This window comes from Kitasatospora sp. NPDC001261, from assembly GCF_042896795.1.
In the GTDB taxonomy this organism is placed as follows: Bacteria; Actinomycetota; Actinomycetes; order Streptomycetales; family Streptomycetaceae; genus Kitasatospora.
Window position 1 is genome coordinate 301,161 of the sequence record NZ_JBIAXP010000007.1, and the last position, 18,419, is coordinate 319,579.

An 18,419-nucleotide genomic window follows, 5' to 3' on the forward strand; every position below is an offset into this window, starting at 1 on the left:
CCTGCTGTCAGCTGACTAAGCGCTTGCTCAGCATGCTGTCGGTGCGGGAGGCTGTCAACAGTCCGCCGACCGCTTGCCCGTCGCACGCCGGCCCGGGTCGGGGGTCGGGCCGAGGGGTGGCCGGCGCGAAAGCCTGTACGAGTTTCTCTGGGAGGATGACGCCATGACCAGCACCCCGCTCGCCGACCTCTGGCCGACCCTGCCCGGCGCCGACGCCCGCCCCGAAGCGGCGTACCGGCTGCTCCAGGCCGCCGTCGAGTCGTTCGCGGAGCGCGGCTTCCACGCCACCACCACCCGGGACATCGCCACGGCGGCGGGGATGAGTCCGGCCGCGCTGTACATCCACTACCAGTCGAAGGCCGCGCTGCTGGCCGAGATCAGCCGGGCCGGGCACGCCGCCACGCTGACCCTGGTCCGGGGCGCGGTGGCCGGCGGGGGCGGACCGGCCGAGCGGATGCGGGAGCTGGTCGAGCAGTTCACCGCCTGGCACGCCCGGGCCCGGACGGTCGGCCGGGTGGTCAACTACGAGCTGCACGCGCTGCCCGAGGACGCCTACGCGGTGGTCGCGGCGCTGCGGCTGGACATCGAGCGCGAGGTCAGCGCGCTGATCGAGGCGGGCGTGGCGGCGGGGGAGTTCCAGGTGGCGGAGGTGCGGACGGCGGCCCGCGCGGTCACCTCGCTGGGCATCGACGTCTCCCGCTGGTACACCGACAACTCCTCCGAGGCGCCGGAGGAGCTCGGGCGCCGCTACGGGGAGCTGGTCCTGCGGATGCTCGGCGCCCGGGTCTGAGCCGGAGCCCCGTGCCGCCCGTGCCGCCCGTGCCGCCCGTGCCGCTCCGGGCCCCTTGACCTGCTGCGACGAGGCGAGCAGACTCGTATACGCAGTACGTGTCCCTCGTACGTGTGCCTCGTAGACGTACGGCGCCGACGACGTTCGGCACCACCCGGCCCCGAGAGACGGCCCCCCGCGCGGCCCCGCGCCGCGCCCCCAGCAGCACCCTCCCGCGGCGGCCACGCCCCCGACCGGCGGCGCCGACGGGAGCAGACCCCGACCCGGGCCGGTCCGGCCGGCCGTGTCGCGGGGCCCGTGCGGCCCGGCGGCACCGGGACGGCGCGCGTGGCGCGCCGGGCGCGGCCCGGGTGGAGGGAGAGGGGAGGCGCGGCAATGCCTTCCCAACAAGCCCCCGCCCATCGACGACCGAGCCCGGTGCGCCCGCGATTCTGGCTGGAGACGGCCCTCGGCGCGCTGTCCGGGCTCCTGTTCCTGCTCACCCTGGTGTGGCCGCAGTGGATCGAGACGCTGCTCGGCCTCGACCCGGACGCCGGCAGCGGCGCCGCGGAGTGGCTGGTGGTCGCGCTCGCGGCCGCCGTCACCGCCGGGTGCGCGCTCGGCGCGCGGACCGAGTGGCGCCGGGCGCACCCGGCCCCGGTCCGCGCCGCGCGGTGAGCGGATCGGAGGACCGTCATGACCGACACCGCACCAGCCGCCGCACCCCGGCTGACCGACCTCGTCCGGAGTGCGCCGCTGAGCTTCCTCGGCACCGTCACCAGGGTCGGCGGCACCTCGCTCGCCGCCCTGCCGGCCGAGGCCAGGAACGAACGGACCGCCGTGGTCCGGGTGGACCAGGTGCTGCACGCACCCGCGGCCTTCCGGCAGCTCGGCGGCAGCGAGGTCACCGTCCAACTGGCCGCCGACGCCGAGCTGTTGAAGGTCGGCGACACGGCGGCCTTCTTCACCAGGGGGATGGTCTACGGGGAGGGCCTGGGCGTGGCCGAGGTCGGCCGGCTGCCGGCCGACGCCGTCCGGCAGCACGTCTCGCTGGCCGCCACCACGGCCGACGAACTCCCCTTCTCCTCGGTGCAGCGGGAGATCCGCGACCAGGACCTGGCCGCGCACGCCGCCGAGGCGGACGCCGTCGTGGTCGCCACCGTGGTCGGCCTGGAGGACCTCGGCCTGGCCGAGTACTCCGAGCACGACCCGCACTGGTGGCGGGCCACGCTCGACGTCTCGCTCGTCGAGTCCGGCGGCGCCGCCCCCGGACCGACCACCGTGCTCTACCCGGCGAGCGGGGACATCCGCTGGCGCGCGGTGCCCAAACCGACGCCCGGGCAGCTGGGCCTGTGGCTGCTGCACGCCACCGGGGGCGAGCTCGCCGCGCGGGCGCCGTACCGGCTGCTCCACCCCGAGGACTACCAGCCGGCGCAGAAGCTCGCCGTGCTGCGGGAACGGAGGTGAGCCGACATGCCCACCATCAAGGTCGTCAACATCACCCCGAAGGCGCTGAGCGGCGACACCAACCTGGACAGTGAGCCCAACCTCGCGGTCGACCCGGAGAACCCGCTGGAGATGGTCGCGACCGCCTTCACCCCCGACCCGATGAACGGGCCGCTCGCCCCCGTCTACGTCTCGACGGACGGCGGGGACACCTGGGTGCTGAACAGCGTCGTCCCGGGCAACGGGGCACTCGGCACCGGGGACATCAGCGTCGGCTTCGGCGGGGCGGGGGGCCGGCTCTACACCGGCATCCTCAACGGCCAGAGCGGCGACCTGCAGATCCTGCGCGCGCCGGACATCACCGCGAGCACGCCGATGGCCGTGCTCGTCGACCGGAGCGGGGAGGACCAGCCCTGGGTCGTCGCCACCACCGTCACGGCGAACGGCGGCAGCGGCGACCGGGTGTACATCGGCAGCAACGACGTCGCCCAGCCCGGCGGCACCGCCACCGTGGACGTCTCGAACGACGCCGGCACCGGGCCCGCTCCGGCCGGTTTCGCGCCCGTCAAGCTCGACCGGCACACCGGCACGCTCTTCGACGGGCCGCCGGTGCGGATCGCCGCGCACCCGGACGGCACGATCTACGTCGCCTTCCTGAGCGTGACCGCCACCGGCGCGGGGGCCCTGATCACCTTCGACGTCGTGATGACCCGTGACGACAAGGGCGGCGTCGGACCGAACCCCTTCGAGGACCTCCTCGACTCGGCCGTCGGCGACGTCGGCCAGCGCGTGGTCACCGGCCGCAAGGCCCGGTTCAACCCGCACCAGCGGTCGCTGGGCCAGGAGCGCACCGGTGCGGACCTGGCCGTCGCCGTGGACCCCACCGACTCCAACAGCGTCTGGATCGCCTACTGCGACAACCTCGGCGGAACCGCCCCCACCGACTACGTGCTGCACAGCCGTCACTCGGCGGACCGGGGCCAGACCTGGGCCGCGGCGCGCCCGGACGTGGTCAACGGCAAGAACCCGTCGCTGGCGGTCAACTCCGACGGCCTGGTCGGGCTGGTCTACCAGCAGTTGGTCCACAACCAGTGGTCGACGGTGCTGGAACTGACCGCCGACGGCTTCGGGACGACGGAGAGCCATGTGCTGCACCAGGCCCCGGGCGACGTGCCGCCGGCCGGGACGCAGCTGCCGTACCTGGGGGACTACCTCCGGATGGTCACGGTCGGAAAGGACTTCTACGGCGTCTTCGCCGGCAACAACACCCCCGACCGGGCCAACTTCCCGGTGGGCGTGACCTACCAGCGCAACGCCAACTTCACCACCCACCAACTGCTCAGCTCGGACGGGGTCACCCGGGTGCCGCCGTCCATCGACCCGTTCTTCTTCCACCGGGCCGCCTGAGCACCCGCGCACCCCCGCATCCCAAGGCGCCCGCCACGACCGGTCGTGGCGGGCGCCCTGCTGTCGGGCACTGTGGCTTTCGGGGCAGGGGTTCAGGCGGTGGCCAGGCAGAACCGCACGAGCCCGGCGTCCACGTCGAGGACGATCCGCTGCATCTCGGCCCACGGCGGGTGGAACTGCGTGCCCCACTCGACGGTGAAGCCGAGCACCTTCCCCTGCTCGGGGTCGACGAAGTGGCGGGCGAAGACGTAGTCGTCGCTGGTGCCGCTGGTCGGGTACAGGTGGAAGCCGCTCAGCGGCTTGTACGCCAGGCCGCGCACGCCGTGCAGGCCCTGGCAGAAGGCCTCGGCGAGCAGCACGGCGGTGTCGGCGTCGGTCTTGGGGATGTACTCCGCGTACGCGACGTCGCCGGGCAGGCCGCGCTTGCCGTCGTACTGGCTGTTGCGGAAGTTCATGGCGGGGGTGACCGACTGGTTCTCGTCGTCGCCCCAGTTGTAGAGCATGTCCTGGGAGTAGCTGTGCACGTCGACGAACCACCCGGTCCGCGGGAACTGGTCCAGCAGCCAGCGGACGTTGCGGGTCTCGGGCTCGGAGAAGGCGCTCGGGCCCTCGTAGACCTGCTGGTCGCACGGGTCGGCCGACACCTGCGGGGTGGCGGTCGGGGCGAAGGCGGTGGCGAAGTCGAAGAGGAAGTCGTAGTTGCGGTTGAGGTCGACGCCGACGCAGTCGGGGTTCGTGCTGCCCCCGGCGTTGGCCGGGTCGCGGTTCTTGCGCCACATCGGGTCGGCGGTCTGGCTGAACAGTCGGCCGTCCGGGTTGACCAGCGGGAAGAACACCAGGTCCAGCCGCTGGAGCAGGTTGCGGACCTGGTCGGCGGTGAAGACGGTGCCGCCGTAGCCGAGGCCGGTGCCGTCGCGCTGGGCCTCCAGCAGGTCGGCGGCGAGGTGGACGAGGATCTCGCAGCTGCCCCATTCACGGGCGTGCACACCGCCGATCATCATCACGCAGCTCTTGGGGACCGGGGCCGGTGCACCGATCCTGAGGGCGTGGGCGGTGCGGCCCTCGATGGAGGGCTCGGGCAGGGTGAGCAGTTCGGACGTGCCGGGGTAGGCGGTGGCCAGGCTGGCCACGGCGGACTCGACCTCGGTGATGTTCAGGTACGGCATGACGACCTCCCGGCTCAGCCGGCGGGCTTGGCGGCGAGGCCGTGCGGGACGGCGTCGGCGGCGGCGAACCGGTCGCCGGTGCCGACCTCGGCCTGGGCGGCGCGGCCGGCCTCGCTGGCGTTGCCGATCCGGGTGACGGTGACGCCCTCGCGTTCGAGGGCGGCGATCCGGTCCTCCGGGGCGTAGACGTCGATGCCGACGCTGCCGTCCGGGTCGACGTGCGGGCGGCCACCGGTGTCGGGGCGGGCCTCGCGCAGCAGGGCGCGCAGGACCTCCGGGTCCCTGGCGGTGACGCGGAGTCGCAGGATGTCGGGTCGGGGCGGTCGGGTGGGAACGGCGGACATGGCGACCTCTTCTCGGGCGCCGGGGGAGCGCGGCCCACGGCCGGCTCAGCGGTGCCGGATTCAAGCGGATATGTCCGACGTGTACCTCGTATCCTCAGGATGCGTCGCCGCCGTAGAAGCCGTCAAGGGGCGGCTCGGGCATCCCGTCGAGCAGGCTGTCCAGGCCGCTCAGCATCTCGGCCTCGTCGTCGAAGTCGGAGAACCGGGGCACCAGGGCGCGCAGCCTGGGGTAGTCGGCGGCGGGCAGCCGGTGCAGGCCGAGCCGCAGGGCCGGGTCCGGCTCGTTCGGGTTGTCGACCACCTGGCGCTTGTCCACCAGCAGGCAGCCGAGGTTCCAGGCGACGAAGGTGCGGTAGACGGTCAGCGCGCCGGCGTCGTCGAAGCCGGCTCGGCCGAGTACGGCCAGGATGTGCTCGGTGAGCTCCAGCACCGAGGCCGGCCGGCGGGCCACCGGGACGGCCAGCGGGCGGGTCGCGACCAGCGGCAGGATCTCGGGGTGGGCGTGCGCGGTGGCGGCGAACGCCCGGGCGATCCGGCGCAGTTCGGCGCGCCAGCCGTCCTCGTGGGGGCCGCGGGCGGCGCCGGCCCGCAGCCGGGCGTTGATCTCGTCGAAGTAGGCCTCGACCAGGCCGTCGATCAGCGCCTCCTTGCCCGGGGTGTAGCGGTACAGGGCCATCGACTCCACGCCGAGATCGGCGGCCAGCCTGCGCATGGTCAGCGCGGCCAGGCCCTCGCGGTCGACCAGGGCCACGGCGGCGCCCAGTACCAGCGGGCGGCTCAGCCGGCCCCGCCTCTCGGGGGCGTCCTGCTCGGCCATCTCCGCACTCCTCCGGGTCGGTGGCGGCGTCGTCGGGCGGTCGGCTCGGCTTGGGCGCGGGGCCCGCTGCCGGGCTGGGTCTTCGGCGGATGTCACTCAGCGGATACAGAACCAGGATACAAGGGAGGAATAGGACGTAAACGGCCGCGCGGCGGCGCGGCGGCGGTGCTGCCGATCCCGCTGGTCAGATGACCGGGGGAGGGGCGGTGGGGGCGGCGACCGGGGTGGCGGGGCCGGTCGCGGTGTGTGACGCCACTCCGCACCCGCTCGCCAACCTCCTTCCGGCGCCCGGTCGCTGAGCGCGTCCGACCCGGCGGCGCCGGTCACCACGCCCGGCGCCGGCCTCAGTCGAGCAGCAGCCGGACGGCGAGCGCGGCGACCAGGGCGGCGGAGCCGAGGGCGGTCAGCAGCCGGCCGCGCGGGCCGGTGAGGGCCCGGCCGAGCAGGGCGCCGCCGGAGGCCAGCAGCAGTTGCCAGCACGCGGAGGCGGCGAAGGCGCCGAGGGTGAAGGCCGCCCGGGCGGGGACGCCGTCCTGGCTGCCGCCGCCGAGCACCAGGGCGGCGAAGTAGAGCACGGTGAGCGGGTTCAACAGGGTGATGCCCAGCAGGGCGAGGAAGGCCCGGGCGGGGGTGGGCGACGACGGCCGCGCTCCGGCGGCGGGGCCGGAGCGGCCGCGCAGTGCGGTGGCGGCCGTCCGCGCGGCCAGGGCGAGCAGCACCAGGGCGGAGGCGATCCGCAGCGGCCGGGCGACCGGTTCGAGCAGCGGTGCGAGGCCGGTGCCGCCGGCCGCCGCGAGCAGGGCGTACAGCCCGTCCGCGGTGGCCACGCCGAGGGCGGCGCAGGCGCCGGTGCGCAGCGAGGTGCGCGCGGTGAGCGACACCAGGTAGGCCCCGACGGCCCCCACCGGGACGGCCACGCCGAGCCCGGCGAGCAGCCCCGCGGCCAGCGCGGCCCTCATGCGCGGGGGGCGTCGGGCCTCCGGGGGCGGCCGGGCTGCTGCTGGACCGGGGCCGGGCGGGTGGCGGCGGGTACGGGCAGCGGGCGGGTGGCGGAGACGGTCATGGGTCGATGGTGACGGCCCGGGGCGGGGGTGGCAAACGGCTTTCCGCGGGCCCGGGATAGCGTGGGGCGATCCCGTGATCACCGTCCCGAGGAGAGCCGATGAACAGTCAGAACGATCCCGTGCGCGTGCTGTTGGCGGAGGCCTGGTCCTCCTGGGCGGAGCGGGGCGCGGCCCTGGCCGCCGAGGACTGGGACCGCCCCACCCGGCTGCCCGAGTGGACCGTACGGGAGCTGTTCGCGCACGTGGCGCCGGTGCCGGAGATGTTCACCGGGCTGCGCGCGGCAGTCCTGGACACGCCGGCCGAGGTGGCCGACGGGGCCGGCATCCTGCGGGCCTACAACCGGCCTGGCGGCATCGCCCACACCGCCGCCGGGCAGGTCGCCGAGGCGGCGAAGCGGACCGCCGAGGTGGCCGAACCCGCCGTGCTGATCGCCCGGTTCGGCGTCGAGGGCCCGGCGGCGCTGGCCGGCCTCGCGGACCTGCCGCCGGGGGCCACGGTGGCGCACCCGCTGCTCGGCAGCGTGACGGTCGGCGCGCTCGGCGAGGTGGCGCTGATGGAGGCGACCGTCCACCTGCTCGACCTGATCGCGGCCGTCGGCGGCCCGCCGCCCGCCGAGGGGGCGCTGCACTTCACCCGCGCCCTGCTGGCGGAGGTGGCCGACCCGGTGGCCTTCATCGAGGCGGCGACCGGCCGTAGCGCCGAGGCGGTGCTCCCGGTGCTGCGGTAGGGCTGCCGTCGGGTGGGGTGAGGCGTATGCGTCTCATGTCATGAGCCTTTCAAAGGTGCGGGTTTGCTGTCACGCTGCTGCTCCCGGCCCGCTCCCCACGAGAGGCTCCGATGAGAAGACTCCTGCCTGCCCTGACCGGCGCCGCCCTGTTCGCGGCGACCGGCCTCGCGGCGCTCGCCACCCCCAATGTGGCGAGCGCCGCGGACTGCACACCCGCCCAGGTGGTGGCCAACGGCGGTTTCGAGTCCGGTGGTTCGTCCTGGTCGGCGCCGAGCGGCGCGATCACCGCCGACACCGGCCAGAGCGCCCACTCCGGCAGCTCCTACGCCTGGCTCGACGGCTACGGCTCCAGCCACACCGACACGCTCTCGCAGTCCGTCACCCTCCCCGCCGGGTGCGGCACCGCGACGCTCGGGTTCTGGCTGCACGTCGACACCGCCGAGACGACCGGCAGCACCGCGTACGACAAGCTGACCGTCAAGCTCGGCTCCACCACCCTGGCCACCTACTCCAACCTGGACGCGAAGGCCGGGTACGTGCACAAGACGCTCGACGTCTCCGCCTTCGCCGGCCAGTCCGTGACGCTCGCCTTCACCGGCGTCGAGGACGCCAGCCTGCAGACCAGCTTCGTGCTGGACGACGTCACCCTGGACGTCTCCGGCGGCGGCACGTCGCCCCAGCCCGGCGACCCGACCCGCACCCCGGTCGCGCCGACGTACACCGTCGGCCTCACCAGCGACTCCTCCGGCGGCAGTTGGACCGGGCACGAGAGCGTGACGTTCACCAACGCCTCGCCCGACCCGCTGAACGAGGTGTACCTGCGGCTGTGGGACAACGCCCACGGCAGCTGCCCCAGCACCCCGATCACGGTGACCAACGTGACCGGCGGCACGCCCTCACCGCTCACGGTGAACTGCACCGCGCTCAAGATCACCCTGCCGGCCCCGCTCGCCCAGGGCCAGAGCGGCACCGTCGCCTTCGACCTCGGCATCACCGTGCCGAGCGGCGCGGACCGCTTCGGCCACGACGGCGCGTACAACTTCCTCGGCAACGCCCTGCCCGTCCTGGCGATACGGGACGCGGCCGGCTGGCACCTCGACCCGTACACCAACAACGGCGAGTCCTTCTACTCGGTGGCCGCGGACTTCGCCGTCACCCTGGACCACCCGAGCGGTCTGCTGGTGCCCGCGACCGGCACCTCGGTGGACACCCCCGGCACGGCCGGACGGACCGTCACCAAGGCGACCGCGAGCAAGGTGCGCGACTTCGCCTGGGGCGCCGGGCCGTTCACGAGGATCTCCGGCACCTCCGCCGCCGGGGTGAAGGTCAACGTCTACTCGGTGGCGGGGATCAGCGCGGCCGACTCCCAGTCGATGCTCTCCACCGCGACCTCGGCGGTCGACGCTCACGCCCAGCGCTTCGGCGCCTACCCGTACGGCGAGTTGGACGCGGTGCTCGACAACAACTTCTGGTTCGGTGGCATGGAGTACCCGGGCTTCGTCCTCGACCTGGTCAGCACCACGGCGCTCACCCACGAGATCGGCCACCAGTGGTGGTACGGCATCGTCGGCGACGACGAGTACAACGGCCCCTGGCTGGACGAGGCCTTCACCGACTACGCCACCGACCTCGCCCTCGGCAAGACCGGCAACGGCTGCTGGAACAGCGTCTCCTGGGCGTCCTCGGCGGAGCGGATCACCAACTCGATGGCGTACTGGGACGCCAACTCCTCGCGCTACTCGACGGTCGTCTACGGCTACGGCAAGTGCGCCCTGCACGACCTGCGCCGGACGATCGGCGACAGCGCGATGACCACGCTGCTGCGGAACTACGCGCAGGCGCACTGGTACGGCGTCTCCACCACCGCGGAGTTCAAGGCCGCGGCCCAGGCCGCCACCACGGTGGACCTGAGCTCCTTCTGGAGCCAGCACCGCATCGACGGCTGAGCCCGGACATCCGTACATCCCGGACGTCGCCCCCGGTCCAGGCCGGGGGCGACGTTCTTGCGCGGGGTCAGCCCAGGGCGAGGGCGCGGAGGCGGTCGGCCGCGCCGTTGAAGTAGTTCTGGTCACCGGGGAAGGTGCCGGAGTCGGCGAACTGCCAGAAGGTCTGGTAGCCCCAGCCGTTCGGCAGGGTGCCGACGGAGGAGGCGTAGCGGGCTATCCAGAGCGGGTTGGTGGTGCCGAAGCCGCCGTTGTCGCCGGTGCACTGGGTCCACCAGTTGGTGGTGGTGTAGATGGTGGGGTAGCGGCCGGTGCGGGAGTGCACGGTGTTGCTGAAGTCGCGGATCCAGCTGACCATGGCGCTCTGGCTGAGGCCGTAGCAGGTGGCGCCGTAGGGGTTGTACTCGATGTCCAGTGCGGGCGGCAGGGTCTTGCCGTCGGCGGACCAGCCGCCGCCGTGGCTGACAAAGTAGTTGGCCTGGGTGGCGCCGGAGGAGGCGTTCGGCAGCGCGAAGTGGTAGGCGCCGCGGACCAGGCCGGCGTTGTACGACCCGTTGTACTGCTGGGCGAAGGACGGGTTGGTGTAGCCGGTGCCCTCGGTCGCCTTGACGTAGGCGAACTTGGCGCCGTTGGCCGCCACCGAGGACCAGTTGACGTTGCCCTGGTAGCCGGAGACGTCCAGGCCCGGGGTCTGGGTGGCGGCGAGGGAGGCGAACGGGGCGGCGGTGCTTCGCCCCTCGCGGGCGGCGACGGTGGAGCCGGCGAAGTCCTGCTCGGGGTGGAAGCCGGGACGGCCCTCGGCGACGGGGGCGACCGGGGCGGGGTCGGCCGCGTACGCGGGGGCGGCGGCGCCGGCGACCAGGGCGGTCGCGGCGGCGAGGGCGGCCAGTGCGGGCAGTCGGCGGCGGGCCGGTCTGGCGGCCGCGGCGGTGCTCGCGGCGGTGGCTGTGGTGCGGGCGGAGCGGGAAGAGCGGGGCATGAGCACTCCTCTGGTCCGAGCGTGGGGAAGGTCGAAATGACCCGGTTCGGCCGGGGTCTGACCGGCCGTACCGCAGAGTAGCCATGTACCTGGCACCGCCACCAGGCATCTTTTTTCACATGGTGAACGCACGTCACCTCGGTCGGAACGCCAGGACCGGCAACCGGCGTTGCCGGTTCTGCCGGTGCGGCCGGCCCCGGGGAGGGATCGGCGGCGGGGGCGACGGAGGGGCCGGGAGGGGGGTCGGGGGAGGGGCGGGCAGCGGAGGCGGCGCCGGGTGCGGCGGGGGCGCTGTGGCACGATGCCCGCGGGCCGGCCACCACGGGCGGCCCCCTGCACGTGAGGAGAGACCAGCCATGATCGAGACCGCCACCGACTCCGCCCGGCCCGCCGGGGAGCCCGTGTTCCGGCCCGCCACGCCCGCCGACGTCCCGGCGCTGGTCGCGCTGGTCGAGTCCGCCTACCGGGGCGACTCCAGCCGGGCCGGGTGGACCACGGAGGCGGACCTGCTGGGCGGCCGGCGCACCAACCCGGAGGCCGTCGCCGAGGCCGTGGGCCACCCCGACGGCGTGGTGCTGCTCGCCGAGCGGGACGGCGAGCTGGTCGCCTGCTGCCAGCTGGAGCGGCGCGGCGGGCTGGCCTACTTCGGCATGTTCTCGGTGCGTCCCGGGCTCCAGGGCGGCGGCATCGGCCGGGCCGTGCTGGCCGAGGCGGAGCGGGTGGCGGGCGAGGAGTGGGGCGTCGGCGCGATGGAGATGACGGTGATCGAGCAGCGCGCCGAGCTGATCGCCTGGTACGAGCGGCGCGGCTTCCGGCGCACCGGCGAGTTCAGCCCGTTCCCGTACGGCGACGAGCGCTTCGGGATCCCGCGGCGCCCGGACCTCCGGTTCGCGCACCTCGTCAAGGAGTTGAAGGCGGAGTCCGCCGGGAATTGACGTCCGTGTACGGAAGTTGACGGCTGTGCGGAGGCCGGGGCCGGGTCGTCCGGGCGGTCGTACCAGTAGTCGTACCGGTGGTTGACGGCCTCGGAAACGGCCCGTCCTCGGGGTTCGGTTCAGTTCCGCTGGACCGGGTTTCCGCAGGTGATCCGCCGTCAACTCGCTGAGCTGGGGCGATGCGGAGATGTCATACCTCGTTCATTATTGGTCTAGGCCAATGTGAGAGGCTGAGTGCGAACGGCCACGTTCCGTCCGCTGCCCAGGGGGGCCATTTCCGCATGCCCGTTCTCCATGGCACCGCCATGCCCGCACCCGACACCGGTCCGCGCCGGACACCCGCGGACCCCGACGACCACCGGCTGCCCAGCCCGCCCGACGACGAGGAGCTCTACTGGTACTTCGGCCCGCAGCGCCGCTGGGTGCTGCTCTGCGCCACCCTCTCCTACGCGGGAGCCACCGCCACGCTCGGCCTGTTCGCCCTCAGTAAGCCGCTGCTCTGGCCCTTCCTGGTGCTCACCGTGCTCAACGCGGCCACCTGGCTGCTCTCGCTCACCGACGGCCAGCGCGCCCGGCGCTTCACCCGCGACTCGCACGACCTGCTGCTGCGCGCCTGGAGCCCCGCCCGCGCCCCGAGCGTGGACCTGCTGCTGCCGACCGCCGGCGAACCGCTGGCCGTCCTGGACAACGCCTACCGGTACACCGCGGCCGTCCAGTGGCCCGGTGAGCTGACCGTCCTGGTCCTCGACGACGCCGGCCGCCCCGAGGTGCGCGAACTCGCCGAGTCCTACGGCTTCCGCTACCACGCCCGCCCCGACCGGGGCCGGTTCAAGAAGGCCGGCAACCTCAACCACGGCTTGGCCGAGGGCACCGGCGAGATCGTCGCCGTCCTGGACGCCGACTTCTGCCCCCGCCCCGACTTCCTGCACCACCTGGTGCCCTACCTCGACAACCCCGGGGTCGGCATCGTGCAGAGCCCGCAGTGCTTCGACACGGACGCCGACATGTCCTGGCTCGAACGCGCCGCGGGAGCGACCCAGGAGATCTTCTACCGCTGGATCCAGCCCTCCCGGGACGCGCAGGACGGCACCGTCTGCTGCGGCACCAACGCCCTGTACCGCCGTGCCGCGCTGCAGCGGATCGGCGGCTTCGCCGAGATCGACCACAGCGAGGACCTCTACACCGGCCTCGCCCTCGCCCGCGCCGGATGGTCCACCCGCTACGTCCCCGCGCTGGTCGCCAAGGGCATGTCGCCCACCGGCCTGCCCGCCTTCATCAGCCAGCAGTACCGCTGGTGCCTCGGCTCCCTGGCGCTCGTCCGCGACCCGGACTTCCGCCGCGGCCCGCTGCCGAAGTCCGCCCGGCTCTGCTTCTGGAACGGCATCCTCGGCTACGTCACCAGCGCGGTGAACGTCTTCGCCGTACCGCTGCCCGCCCTGATCATGCTGTTCTTCCGGCCCGAGGAGATCCAGCCCTGGCAGGTGCTGCCGTTCCTGCCGCCGATCTGGGTCGCCCTGGTGCTGCTGCCCGCGATGTCCCGCACCCGCTGGCGCTTCGAGGTCACCCGGGTCCAACTCCTCGGCGGGCTCTGCCACGTGGTCGCCATCGCGCACGCGCTGCGCCGCCGCTCCGCCGACTGGGTGCCCACCGGCGCCGTCTCCGGCGGCAGCACGCTCGCCCGCACCGTCGCCCGGATCGGGGTCGCCTGGCTCGGGCTCGTCGTCCTCGCGGGCGCCGCCGGGCTGGTCCGGGCCGCGCTGCTGTACGGCTGGCGGCCGTACTGGGCGCTCGCCGGACTGCTCGCGCTCACCACCTACACCATGGTCCCGCTGATCCGGGAGCTGTGGCCGCTGCTGAACGGGACCAACGGGGGCAAGGGTGCCGCCGTCGGTGAGGTCGCCGCGCCCGCACCGGGCCGCTCCGACCTCGGGTTCGGACGGGCCGAGGCCGTCGCCGTCACCGCCGCGCTGCTGCTGTGCGGGCTGCTGGCCTCCGGCTGGGCCGACCCACTGATCTTCTGACGGACCGTCACTTCCACTGCAACACCTGCCTGTTGCGTTTCCTTGCGCGTCGCCCCACCGGCGCGGACACCGCCCGGCCGCCCCATCGGCCCGGCGGGCCCGACAAACCGCTGCCAGCCCTGCAAGGAGCACCGCCGTGTCAACGGCCGTACCACCACCGTCGTCGTCCTCCTCTTCCGCTGACGTCCAGCCCTCCGCTCCGACCTCCGCCGCGTCCGGCCCAGGCGTCGACCTGCTGCCCGGCGTCGTCCGGGTCGACCGGGAACTCGCCGCCCCGCAGCGCGCCACCGTCGCCGAGAGCGGGCAGGCCCGCCGGCGCACCGCCTTCCGCCCCGACATCGAGGGGCTGCGCGGCGTCGCCGTGCTCTCCGTCCTCGCCTTCCACTCCGCCGTCCCCGGCCTGACCGGCGGCTTCGTCGGCGTCGACGTCTTCTTCGTCATCTCCGGCTTCCTGATCACCGGCCTGCTCGTCGGCCGCCCGCTCGGCCTGTGGGACTTCGCCGCCCGCCGCGCCCGGCGCATCCTGCCCGCCGCCGCCACCGTGCTCGTCGCCACCGCCGTCGCCGGCGGCGCCCTGCTCGACCCGCTGCGCGGCACCGACCTCGCCCGCGACCTGATCGCCTCCGCCGGGCAGTTCGCCAACTGGCGCTTCGTCGGCCAGCAGACCGACTACCTGGCCGCCGAACACGACCCCAGCCCGCTGCAGCACTTCTGGTCGCTGGGCGTGGAGAACCAGTTCTACCTGCTCTGGGGCGTGCTGCTGCTCGGCCTCGCCCGCTACCTGCGCGGGCGCCGCCGCACCCTCGCGATCACCCTCGCCACGGTGGCCGTCGGCGGCGTCTCACTGGCGCTCTGCCTGCGCTGGACGGCCACCTCCGCGCCGCTCGCCTACTTCTCCACCGGCAGCCGGCTCTGGGAGTTCGCGGCCGGCGCCTGCGCGGCGCTGGCCGGCCCGGCCCTGCTCTCCCGCGCCGAGCGGCGCCCGGTGGTGTGGTCGCTGCGGGTGGTCGGCTGGCTCGGCCTCGCGGCCGTGCTCGCACCGGTGGTCCTGTACGACCGCAACACCCCCTTCCCCGGCGCCGCCGCGCTGCTGCCCGTCCTCGGCACCGCCGCCGTCCTGCTCGCCGGACACGCCGCCGGGCACGGCGGCCCCGGCGCCGCCGACGCCGGACGGCTGCTCGCCACCCGCCCGCTGCGCGCCGCCGGACGGCTCTCGTACGCCTGGTACCTGTGGCACTGGCCGGTGCTGACCATCGCCCAGGCCCGGTACGGCGCCCTGCCCTGGACCACCCTGCTCGCGCTCACCGCCGCCAGCGCGCTGCCCGCCTGGCTCACCCTGCGCCTGGTCGAACAGCCGCTGCGGTACGGCAGCAGCCCGGCACCCCGGCGCGGGCTCGCCGTCGGCGCCAGCGCCCTGGTCATCCCGCTGATCGCCGCGCTCACCCTCGGCGGCGGCACCGTACGGGCCCTCGGCGACCCCTCCTCCGGGCCCGTCGCGGCGCCCGCCGGAGCCGCCGACGGCCCGGGCCTGCTCGCCCCCGGCACCCGGGTGCTCACCCTGACGCCCTCGCTGGCCCGGGCCCGGGAGGACTTCCCGCCCGGCAAGGGCTGCGAGATCCCGCTCAACGCCGACAGCAGCCCGCGCTGCCTCTTCGGCGCCGAGGACAGCCCCGACCGGATCGTGCTGCTCGGCGACTCGCACGCCGGGCAGTGGATCTCCGCCGGCCTCGCCCTCGCCGAGCAGCGGCACTGGGCCCTGGAGGTGCTGGTCAAGCCCGGCTGCCCGCTGGCCACCCTCACCGTGCGCAACAACGTGCTCGGCCGGACCTTCGAGGAGTGCGACCGCTGGCGCGAGAACACCCTCACCCGGCTGGCCTCCGGGCCCAAGCCGCGGCTGGTCCTGATGGCGGGCCTCAACCGCTACGGCAGCCCGGAGGAGCGCACCGAGGGCTGGACCCGCACCCTGGACCGGCTCACCGCGCTCGGCGCCCCGCTCGCCTACCTCGGCGACACCCCGATGCCCGGCAAGGACATCCCGACCTGCCTGGCCGCCTCCGACGGGCGCTCCGACGCCTGCTTCTTCCCGCGCGACACCGCCTTCGAGCCCGACCCCGTACTGGACGGCGGGCTCGCCGCCCGGTACGGGGTGCGGACCCTCGACCTCGGCCCGCTGCTCTGCCCCGGCACCGGGCCCTCCTGCCCGGCCGTGCTGGAGGGCGTGGTGCTGTACCGGGACACCGGTCACATCACCGACACCCTGGCGCGGGTGCTGGCGCCGCGGCTGGACAGGGGGCTGCTGGGCGCCCCGGGGGCGTCCGCGGCTCCGGCGGGTCCGGGCGCTCCGGCCGCGCCTGCGGCTCCCGGGCCGACGTCGGACCGGCCGGACCAGCAGATTCAGCCGGTGCTGCCGGGTCAGCCGGTTCAGCCGTAGAGGCTGTGGCAGACCCGGGCCTGGTCCGAGCCGGGCGGCCAGTGGCCCGCCCGCTCGGCCTGGTCGCAAATGGTGTTCTGGCCGCCGCCCGCCCCGGTACTCGCCGGGGCGGGCGCGCCTGACGGGCCACGGGCCGGCGTGCTGGTGTGCGGGCTGTGCCCCGGCTTGGGGCGCGCACTCGCCGAGGCGTGCTGGGCGTCGGGCGTCGCGCTGCCCCCGGCACCGGACGCGGCCGGCGCCGTGCCCGGCCCGGTCACCGGGACCGCCGCGCCGGGGGTGGGCGGCGGCAACGGGGACGGCGCCGGCGTGACCGGCGACGGGGAGACCGGCAGCAGCCGCGCCGTCGTCGAGTCCGAGGCGGTGGGCGAGGCGTCCGGCAGCGCCGCCACGCTGAGCTCGTCACCCGACCCCGGCCCGCACATCGCCAGGACGGACGCCAGCACGGCACCCGTGCCGACCATCGCGGCCGTCCAGGCCTTGCGCGACAGGCGCCTCGGCGGTGTGGCGGTGGACCACGGCGGTAGCGGATCTGTCGGAACCGGCGGCGGCTGCCAAGCGTTCTGCGGCCACTGCCACTGCCCTCCGGTGGGCTGCCCAGTCATGTGCTCGTCCTTCCAGCGGCCCCCCTAGAACCTTGCCGTGCTCAACGAGCGCGCCGACGCCGGGACATGACCCGGAAGAGGGGTCTGGACGGGCGTTGATTGCCACCGCGCCACATGCTGGGGGGCATGGAGACCAACAGCACGGCCACCCCCCTGGTCGAGGTGGCCGAGTTCCGCACCGACAGCCGCTACCGCCTCGTCCGCTTCGAGGGCCACGGCTGGGAGCCGCTCGCACCGGAGGAGTTCGAGCCGCGCGTCCACCAGCTCTTCCCCGACCTCGACCCGCGCGACCCCCAACGGGTCCACTGGGCCGACCGTCCCTGGGAATGGCCCGCCTGGCACGCCGGCGAGGCCTGAACGCGGCCTGACGGGGCCCGAACCCCGGTTTGACGAGGTCTGAACGGCTCGGCGCGGGATCGGCAGCCCGCGACTTCGTTACGCTGGGCGGGTGAGTGTGGATCACTTCTGGCGCCGCCTGCCGGGTCAGGCCGTGGACACCTGCTCGCCGGAGGAACTCGGCGAACTCGTGCCCCGCGACCGCGACCTCCGGTACGACCGGCTGGCCGCCGCCGGGCTCGCCCTCGGCGTGCGGCGCACCGCCGTCCTGATGGAACTCGCGCTCACCGAGAACGGGCTGCACCCCGACCCGGCCGCCCGACTGCCCGTCTACGGCGGCGGACGGCACGAACCGGACGGGGCACTGCCGGGCGGCGCCATGCCGGTGCTGCGCCCCGAACAGGTCGCGGCGGCCTCCGCCTTCCTGCGCGGCTCGGCGCTCGGCGAACTCGTCCGCCAGCAGAACAGCGTGCTCGCCCGCACGGCCGCGCACCTCGGGTACCCGACGCCCTGGTCCGAGACCTGGGCGGCGCTCGTCGTCCACGACCTGCGCGAGCTGCGGGACTTCTTCGCGAGCGCGGCCGCCGCCGGGGACGCGGTGGTCGTCCGGGAGGCCGAGGAGACCGGCCGGCCGGACGCGGCGCCGCAGCGGCGCAACTCGCCGTCCAGCACGGGGGCGTGAGCCTCGGCCCCGACCCCCACGGGTGAACTCGGCTGTGCCCGTGGTCTTTTCGGTCGGTACCGACTCGACGGGCCCGGCCGCCCGTTCATCGGCGGCGACCACACCCTCGATCCTCCGGGGCCACGGCGAGCGGCATTCGCGCCGTGTGCGGAGGAAGCCCCGATTGTCCGTGATTCGGGTGAGGCCGAAGCGAGGCGACACCGCCCCTGGGCCGTCGGCACGATGGCTGTGCCGGGCCGGGGAACACCGGTCGGAGACCGCGGGGGATGGTCTCCGGCCGGTCCCGCACCGTACCGGACCGGCGTCCTGCCGGGTGCCGCCACCGCGCACCCGCCTTCCTGACGACCCCTGAAAGGGGACAGTCCCATGAAGAGGATCACCGCCGCCCTCGGCGTCGCCGCACTCGCGCTCTCCATCGGCGTCGCCGCCGCGCCCGCCGCTTCCGCGCAGGCGTCCAGCCGGTGCAACTACACCAGCAGTGAGCCGTTCCTGTCGGTCGGCGACAGCTCGACGGCCGTCAAGCAGCTCCAGTGCGAGCTCTACTACTCGATGAAGAGCAGCAACCTGGCCCGCGACGGCATCTTCGGCAACGGCACGCTGAGCGAGGTGAAGAGGTTCCAGGGCTGCGTCGGCCTCCCGAAGGACGGGCTGGTCGGCCCCAGGACCTGGGCGCAGCTCGACAAGTGGACCGCCTCCTCCGGCTACGCCTGCTGACACCGCGTCACCTGAGGCCCGGCCCCGCCCGCACG

At 74.4% G+C, this 18,419-nt stretch carries 18 protein-coding genes; 12 read left to right on the forward strand and 6 right to left on the reverse strand.

The features are described 5' to 3' along the window. Nucleotides 1-163 precede the first annotated feature (163 nt). From ACFY4B_RS12515 to ACFY4B_RS12530, 4 genes are all read left to right on the forward strand, one after another. Nucleotides 164-790, forward strand: coding sequence for a TetR/AcrR family transcriptional regulator (locus ACFY4B_RS12515; protein WP_049660629.1), 627 nt, complete (start codon nt 164-166; stop codon nt 788-790). 375 nt (nt 791-1,165) lie between these two features. Further along, a complete protein-coding gene (locus ACFY4B_RS12520; protein ID WP_049658726.1) occupies nt 1,166-1,447 on the forward strand; it encodes a hypothetical protein in 282 nt (93 codons plus the stop codon). 18 nt (nt 1,448-1,465) lie between these two features. Next, a complete protein-coding gene (locus tag ACFY4B_RS12525) occupies nt 1,466-2,236 on the forward strand; it encodes a hypothetical protein (RefSeq protein WP_380744647.1) in 771 nt (256 codons plus the stop codon). 6 nt (nt 2,237-2,242) lie between these two features. Next, nucleotides 2,243-3,622, forward strand: a complete 1,380-nt coding sequence (locus ACFY4B_RS12530) for a hypothetical protein (RefSeq protein ID WP_049658722.1) — start codon at nt 2,243-2,245, stop codon at nt 3,620-3,622. Nucleotides 3,623-3,714: 92 nt separating this feature from the next. Here ACFY4B_RS12530 and ACFY4B_RS12535 read toward each other — a convergent pair whose 3' ends face one another. The 4 genes from ACFY4B_RS12535 to ACFY4B_RS12550 all read right to left on the reverse strand — a co-directional run bounded on the left by ACFY4B_RS12535 (nt 3,715) and on the right by ACFY4B_RS12550 (nt 6,908). After that, nucleotides 3,715-4,788, reverse strand: coding sequence for a M14 family metallopeptidase (locus tag ACFY4B_RS12535; RefSeq protein WP_380782492.1), 1,074 nt, complete (start codon nt 4,786-4,788; stop codon nt 3,715-3,717). A 14-nt stretch (nt 4,789-4,802) separates the two neighbouring features. Continuing rightward, nucleotides 4,803-5,132: a hypothetical protein gene (locus ACFY4B_RS12540; protein WP_117486607.1), complete on the reverse strand. Its 330-nt coding sequence runs from the start codon at nt 5,130-5,132 to the stop codon at nt 4,803-4,805. 94 nt (nt 5,133-5,226) lie between these two features. Next, complete coding sequence (locus ACFY4B_RS12545) at nt 5,227-5,949, reverse strand: TetR/AcrR family transcriptional regulator (protein ID WP_117486606.1); 723 nt, start codon at nt 5,947-5,949, stop codon at nt 5,227-5,229. A 344-nt stretch (nt 5,950-6,293) separates the two neighbouring features. Next, nucleotides 6,294-6,908 carry a LysE family transporter gene (locus ACFY4B_RS12550; protein ID WP_387967610.1) on the reverse strand — a complete coding sequence of 205 codons (615 nt, stop codon included), beginning with the start codon at nt 6,906-6,908 and terminating at the stop codon, nt 6,294-6,296. A 203-nt stretch (nt 6,909-7,111) separates the two neighbouring features. On the opposite strand from ACFY4B_RS12550, the gene ACFY4B_RS12555 reads away from it, so the two are divergent. Continuing rightward, the gene (locus ACFY4B_RS12555; RefSeq protein WP_074003669.1) at nt 7,112-7,741 is read left to right on the forward strand and encodes a maleylpyruvate isomerase N-terminal domain-containing protein; all 630 of its coding nucleotides are present in this window, start codon (nt 7,112-7,114) and stop codon (nt 7,739-7,741) included. A gap of 110 nt (nt 7,742-7,851) precedes the next feature. Further along, nucleotides 7,852-9,687: a M1 family aminopeptidase gene (locus tag ACFY4B_RS12560; protein ID WP_387967612.1), complete on the forward strand. Its 1,836-nt coding sequence runs from the start codon at nt 7,852-7,854 to the stop codon at nt 9,685-9,687. Between the two features lie 67 nt (nt 9,688-9,754). Here ACFY4B_RS12560 and ACFY4B_RS12565 read toward each other — a convergent pair whose 3' ends face one another. Continuing rightward, nucleotides 9,755-10,663: a lysozyme gene (locus tag ACFY4B_RS12565; protein ID WP_387967614.1), complete on the reverse strand. Its 909-nt coding sequence runs from the start codon at nt 10,661-10,663 to the stop codon at nt 9,755-9,757. Between the two features lie 356 nt (nt 10,664-11,019). On the opposite strand from ACFY4B_RS12565, the gene ACFY4B_RS12570 reads away from it, so the two are divergent. From ACFY4B_RS12570 to ACFY4B_RS12580, 3 genes are all read left to right on the forward strand, one after another. Then, on the forward strand, nt 11,020-11,598 hold the full coding sequence (locus tag ACFY4B_RS12570) for a GNAT family N-acetyltransferase (protein ID WP_049657166.1): 579 nt from the start codon (nt 11,020-11,022) through the stop codon (nt 11,596-11,598). Between the two features lie 281 nt (nt 11,599-11,879). Continuing rightward, nucleotides 11,880-13,619 carry a cellulose synthase catalytic subunit gene (locus tag ACFY4B_RS12575; protein ID WP_338016312.1) on the forward strand — a complete coding sequence of 580 codons (1,740 nt, stop codon included), beginning with the start codon at nt 11,880-11,882 and terminating at the stop codon, nt 13,617-13,619. Between the two features lie 136 nt (nt 13,620-13,755). Then, nucleotides 13,756-16,050 carry an acyltransferase family protein gene (locus tag ACFY4B_RS12580; protein WP_387967617.1) on the forward strand — a complete coding sequence of 765 codons (2,295 nt, stop codon included), beginning with the start codon at nt 13,756-13,758 and terminating at the stop codon, nt 16,048-16,050. Here ACFY4B_RS12580 and ACFY4B_RS12585 read toward each other — a convergent pair. Next, on the reverse strand, nt 16,041-16,652 hold the full coding sequence (locus ACFY4B_RS12585; RefSeq protein WP_387967619.1) for a hypothetical protein: 612 nt from the start codon (nt 16,650-16,652) through the stop codon (nt 16,041-16,043). The genes ACFY4B_RS12580 and ACFY4B_RS12585 overlap by 10 nt on opposite strands. A 126-nt stretch (nt 16,653-16,778) precedes the next feature. On the opposite strand from ACFY4B_RS12585, the gene ACFY4B_RS12590 reads away from it, so the two are divergent. From ACFY4B_RS12590 to ACFY4B_RS12600, 3 genes are all read left to right on the forward strand, one after another. Then, nucleotides 16,779-17,009, forward strand: coding sequence for a hypothetical protein (locus ACFY4B_RS12590; RefSeq protein ID WP_049654693.1), 231 nt, complete (start codon nt 16,779-16,781; stop codon nt 17,007-17,009). A 91-nt stretch (nt 17,010-17,100) separates the two neighbouring features. Next, complete coding sequence (locus tag ACFY4B_RS12595; protein WP_387967621.1) at nt 17,101-17,670, forward strand: hypothetical protein; 570 nt, start codon at nt 17,101-17,103, stop codon at nt 17,668-17,670. A 366-nt stretch (nt 17,671-18,036) separates the two neighbouring features. Further along, entirely contained in the window at nt 18,037-18,384 is a 348-nt protein-coding gene (locus ACFY4B_RS12600) for a peptidoglycan-binding protein (protein WP_375877001.1), read from the forward strand. Nucleotides 18,385-18,419: the final 35 nt, after the last annotated feature.

Bases quoted from the DNA above. Each gene is read 5' to 3' on its own strand.
- ACFY4B_RS12515 (WP_049660629.1), top strand. From the start codon at position 164: ATGACCAGCACCCCGCTCGCCGACCTCTGGCCGACCCTGCCCGGCGCC.
- ACFY4B_RS12520 (WP_049658726.1), top strand. From the start codon at position 1,166: ATGCCTTCCCAACAAGCCCCCGCCCATCGACGACCGAGCCCGGTGCGC.
- ACFY4B_RS12525 (WP_380744647.1), top strand. From the start codon at position 1,466: ATGACCGACACCGCACCAGCCGCCGCACCCCGGCTGACCGACCTCGTC.
- ACFY4B_RS12530 (WP_049658722.1), top strand. From the start codon at position 2,243: ATGCCCACCATCAAGGTCGTCAACATCACCCCGAAGGCGCTGAGCGGC.
- ACFY4B_RS12535 (WP_380782492.1), bottom strand. From the start codon at position 4,788: ATGCCGTACCTGAACATCACCGAGGTCGAGTCCGCCGTGGCCAGCCTG.
- ACFY4B_RS12540 (WP_117486607.1), bottom strand. From the start codon at position 5,132: ATGTCCGCCGTTCCCACCCGACCGCCCCGACCCGACATCCTGCGACTC.
- ACFY4B_RS12545 (WP_117486606.1), bottom strand. From the start codon at position 5,949: ATGGCCGAGCAGGACGCCCCCGAGAGGCGGGGCCGGCTGAGCCGCCCG.
- ACFY4B_RS12550 (WP_387967610.1), bottom strand. From the start codon at position 6,908: ATGAGGGCCGCGCTGGCCGCGGGGCTGCTCGCCGGGCTCGGCGTGGCC.
- ACFY4B_RS12555 (WP_074003669.1), top strand. From the start codon at position 7,112: ATGAACAGTCAGAACGATCCCGTGCGCGTGCTGTTGGCGGAGGCCTGG.
- ACFY4B_RS12560 (WP_387967612.1), top strand. From the start codon at position 7,852: ATGAGAAGACTCCTGCCTGCCCTGACCGGCGCCGCCCTGTTCGCGGCG.
- ACFY4B_RS12565 (WP_387967614.1), bottom strand. From the start codon at position 10,663: ATGCCCCGCTCTTCCCGCTCCGCCCGCACCACAGCCACCGCCGCGAGC.
- ACFY4B_RS12570 (WP_049657166.1), top strand. From the start codon at position 11,020: ATGATCGAGACCGCCACCGACTCCGCCCGGCCCGCCGGGGAGCCCGTG.
- ACFY4B_RS12575 (WP_338016312.1), top strand. From the start codon at position 11,880: ATGCCCGTTCTCCATGGCACCGCCATGCCCGCACCCGACACCGGTCCG.
- ACFY4B_RS12585 (WP_387967619.1), bottom strand. From the start codon at position 16,652: ATGACTGGGCAGCCCACCGGAGGGCAGTGGCAGTGGCCGCAGAACGCT.
- ACFY4B_RS12590 (WP_049654693.1), top strand. From the start codon at position 16,779: ATGGAGACCAACAGCACGGCCACCCCCCTGGTCGAGGTGGCCGAGTTC.
- ACFY4B_RS12600 (WP_375877001.1), top strand. From the start codon at position 18,037: ATGAAGAGGATCACCGCCGCCCTCGGCGTCGCCGCACTCGCGCTCTCC.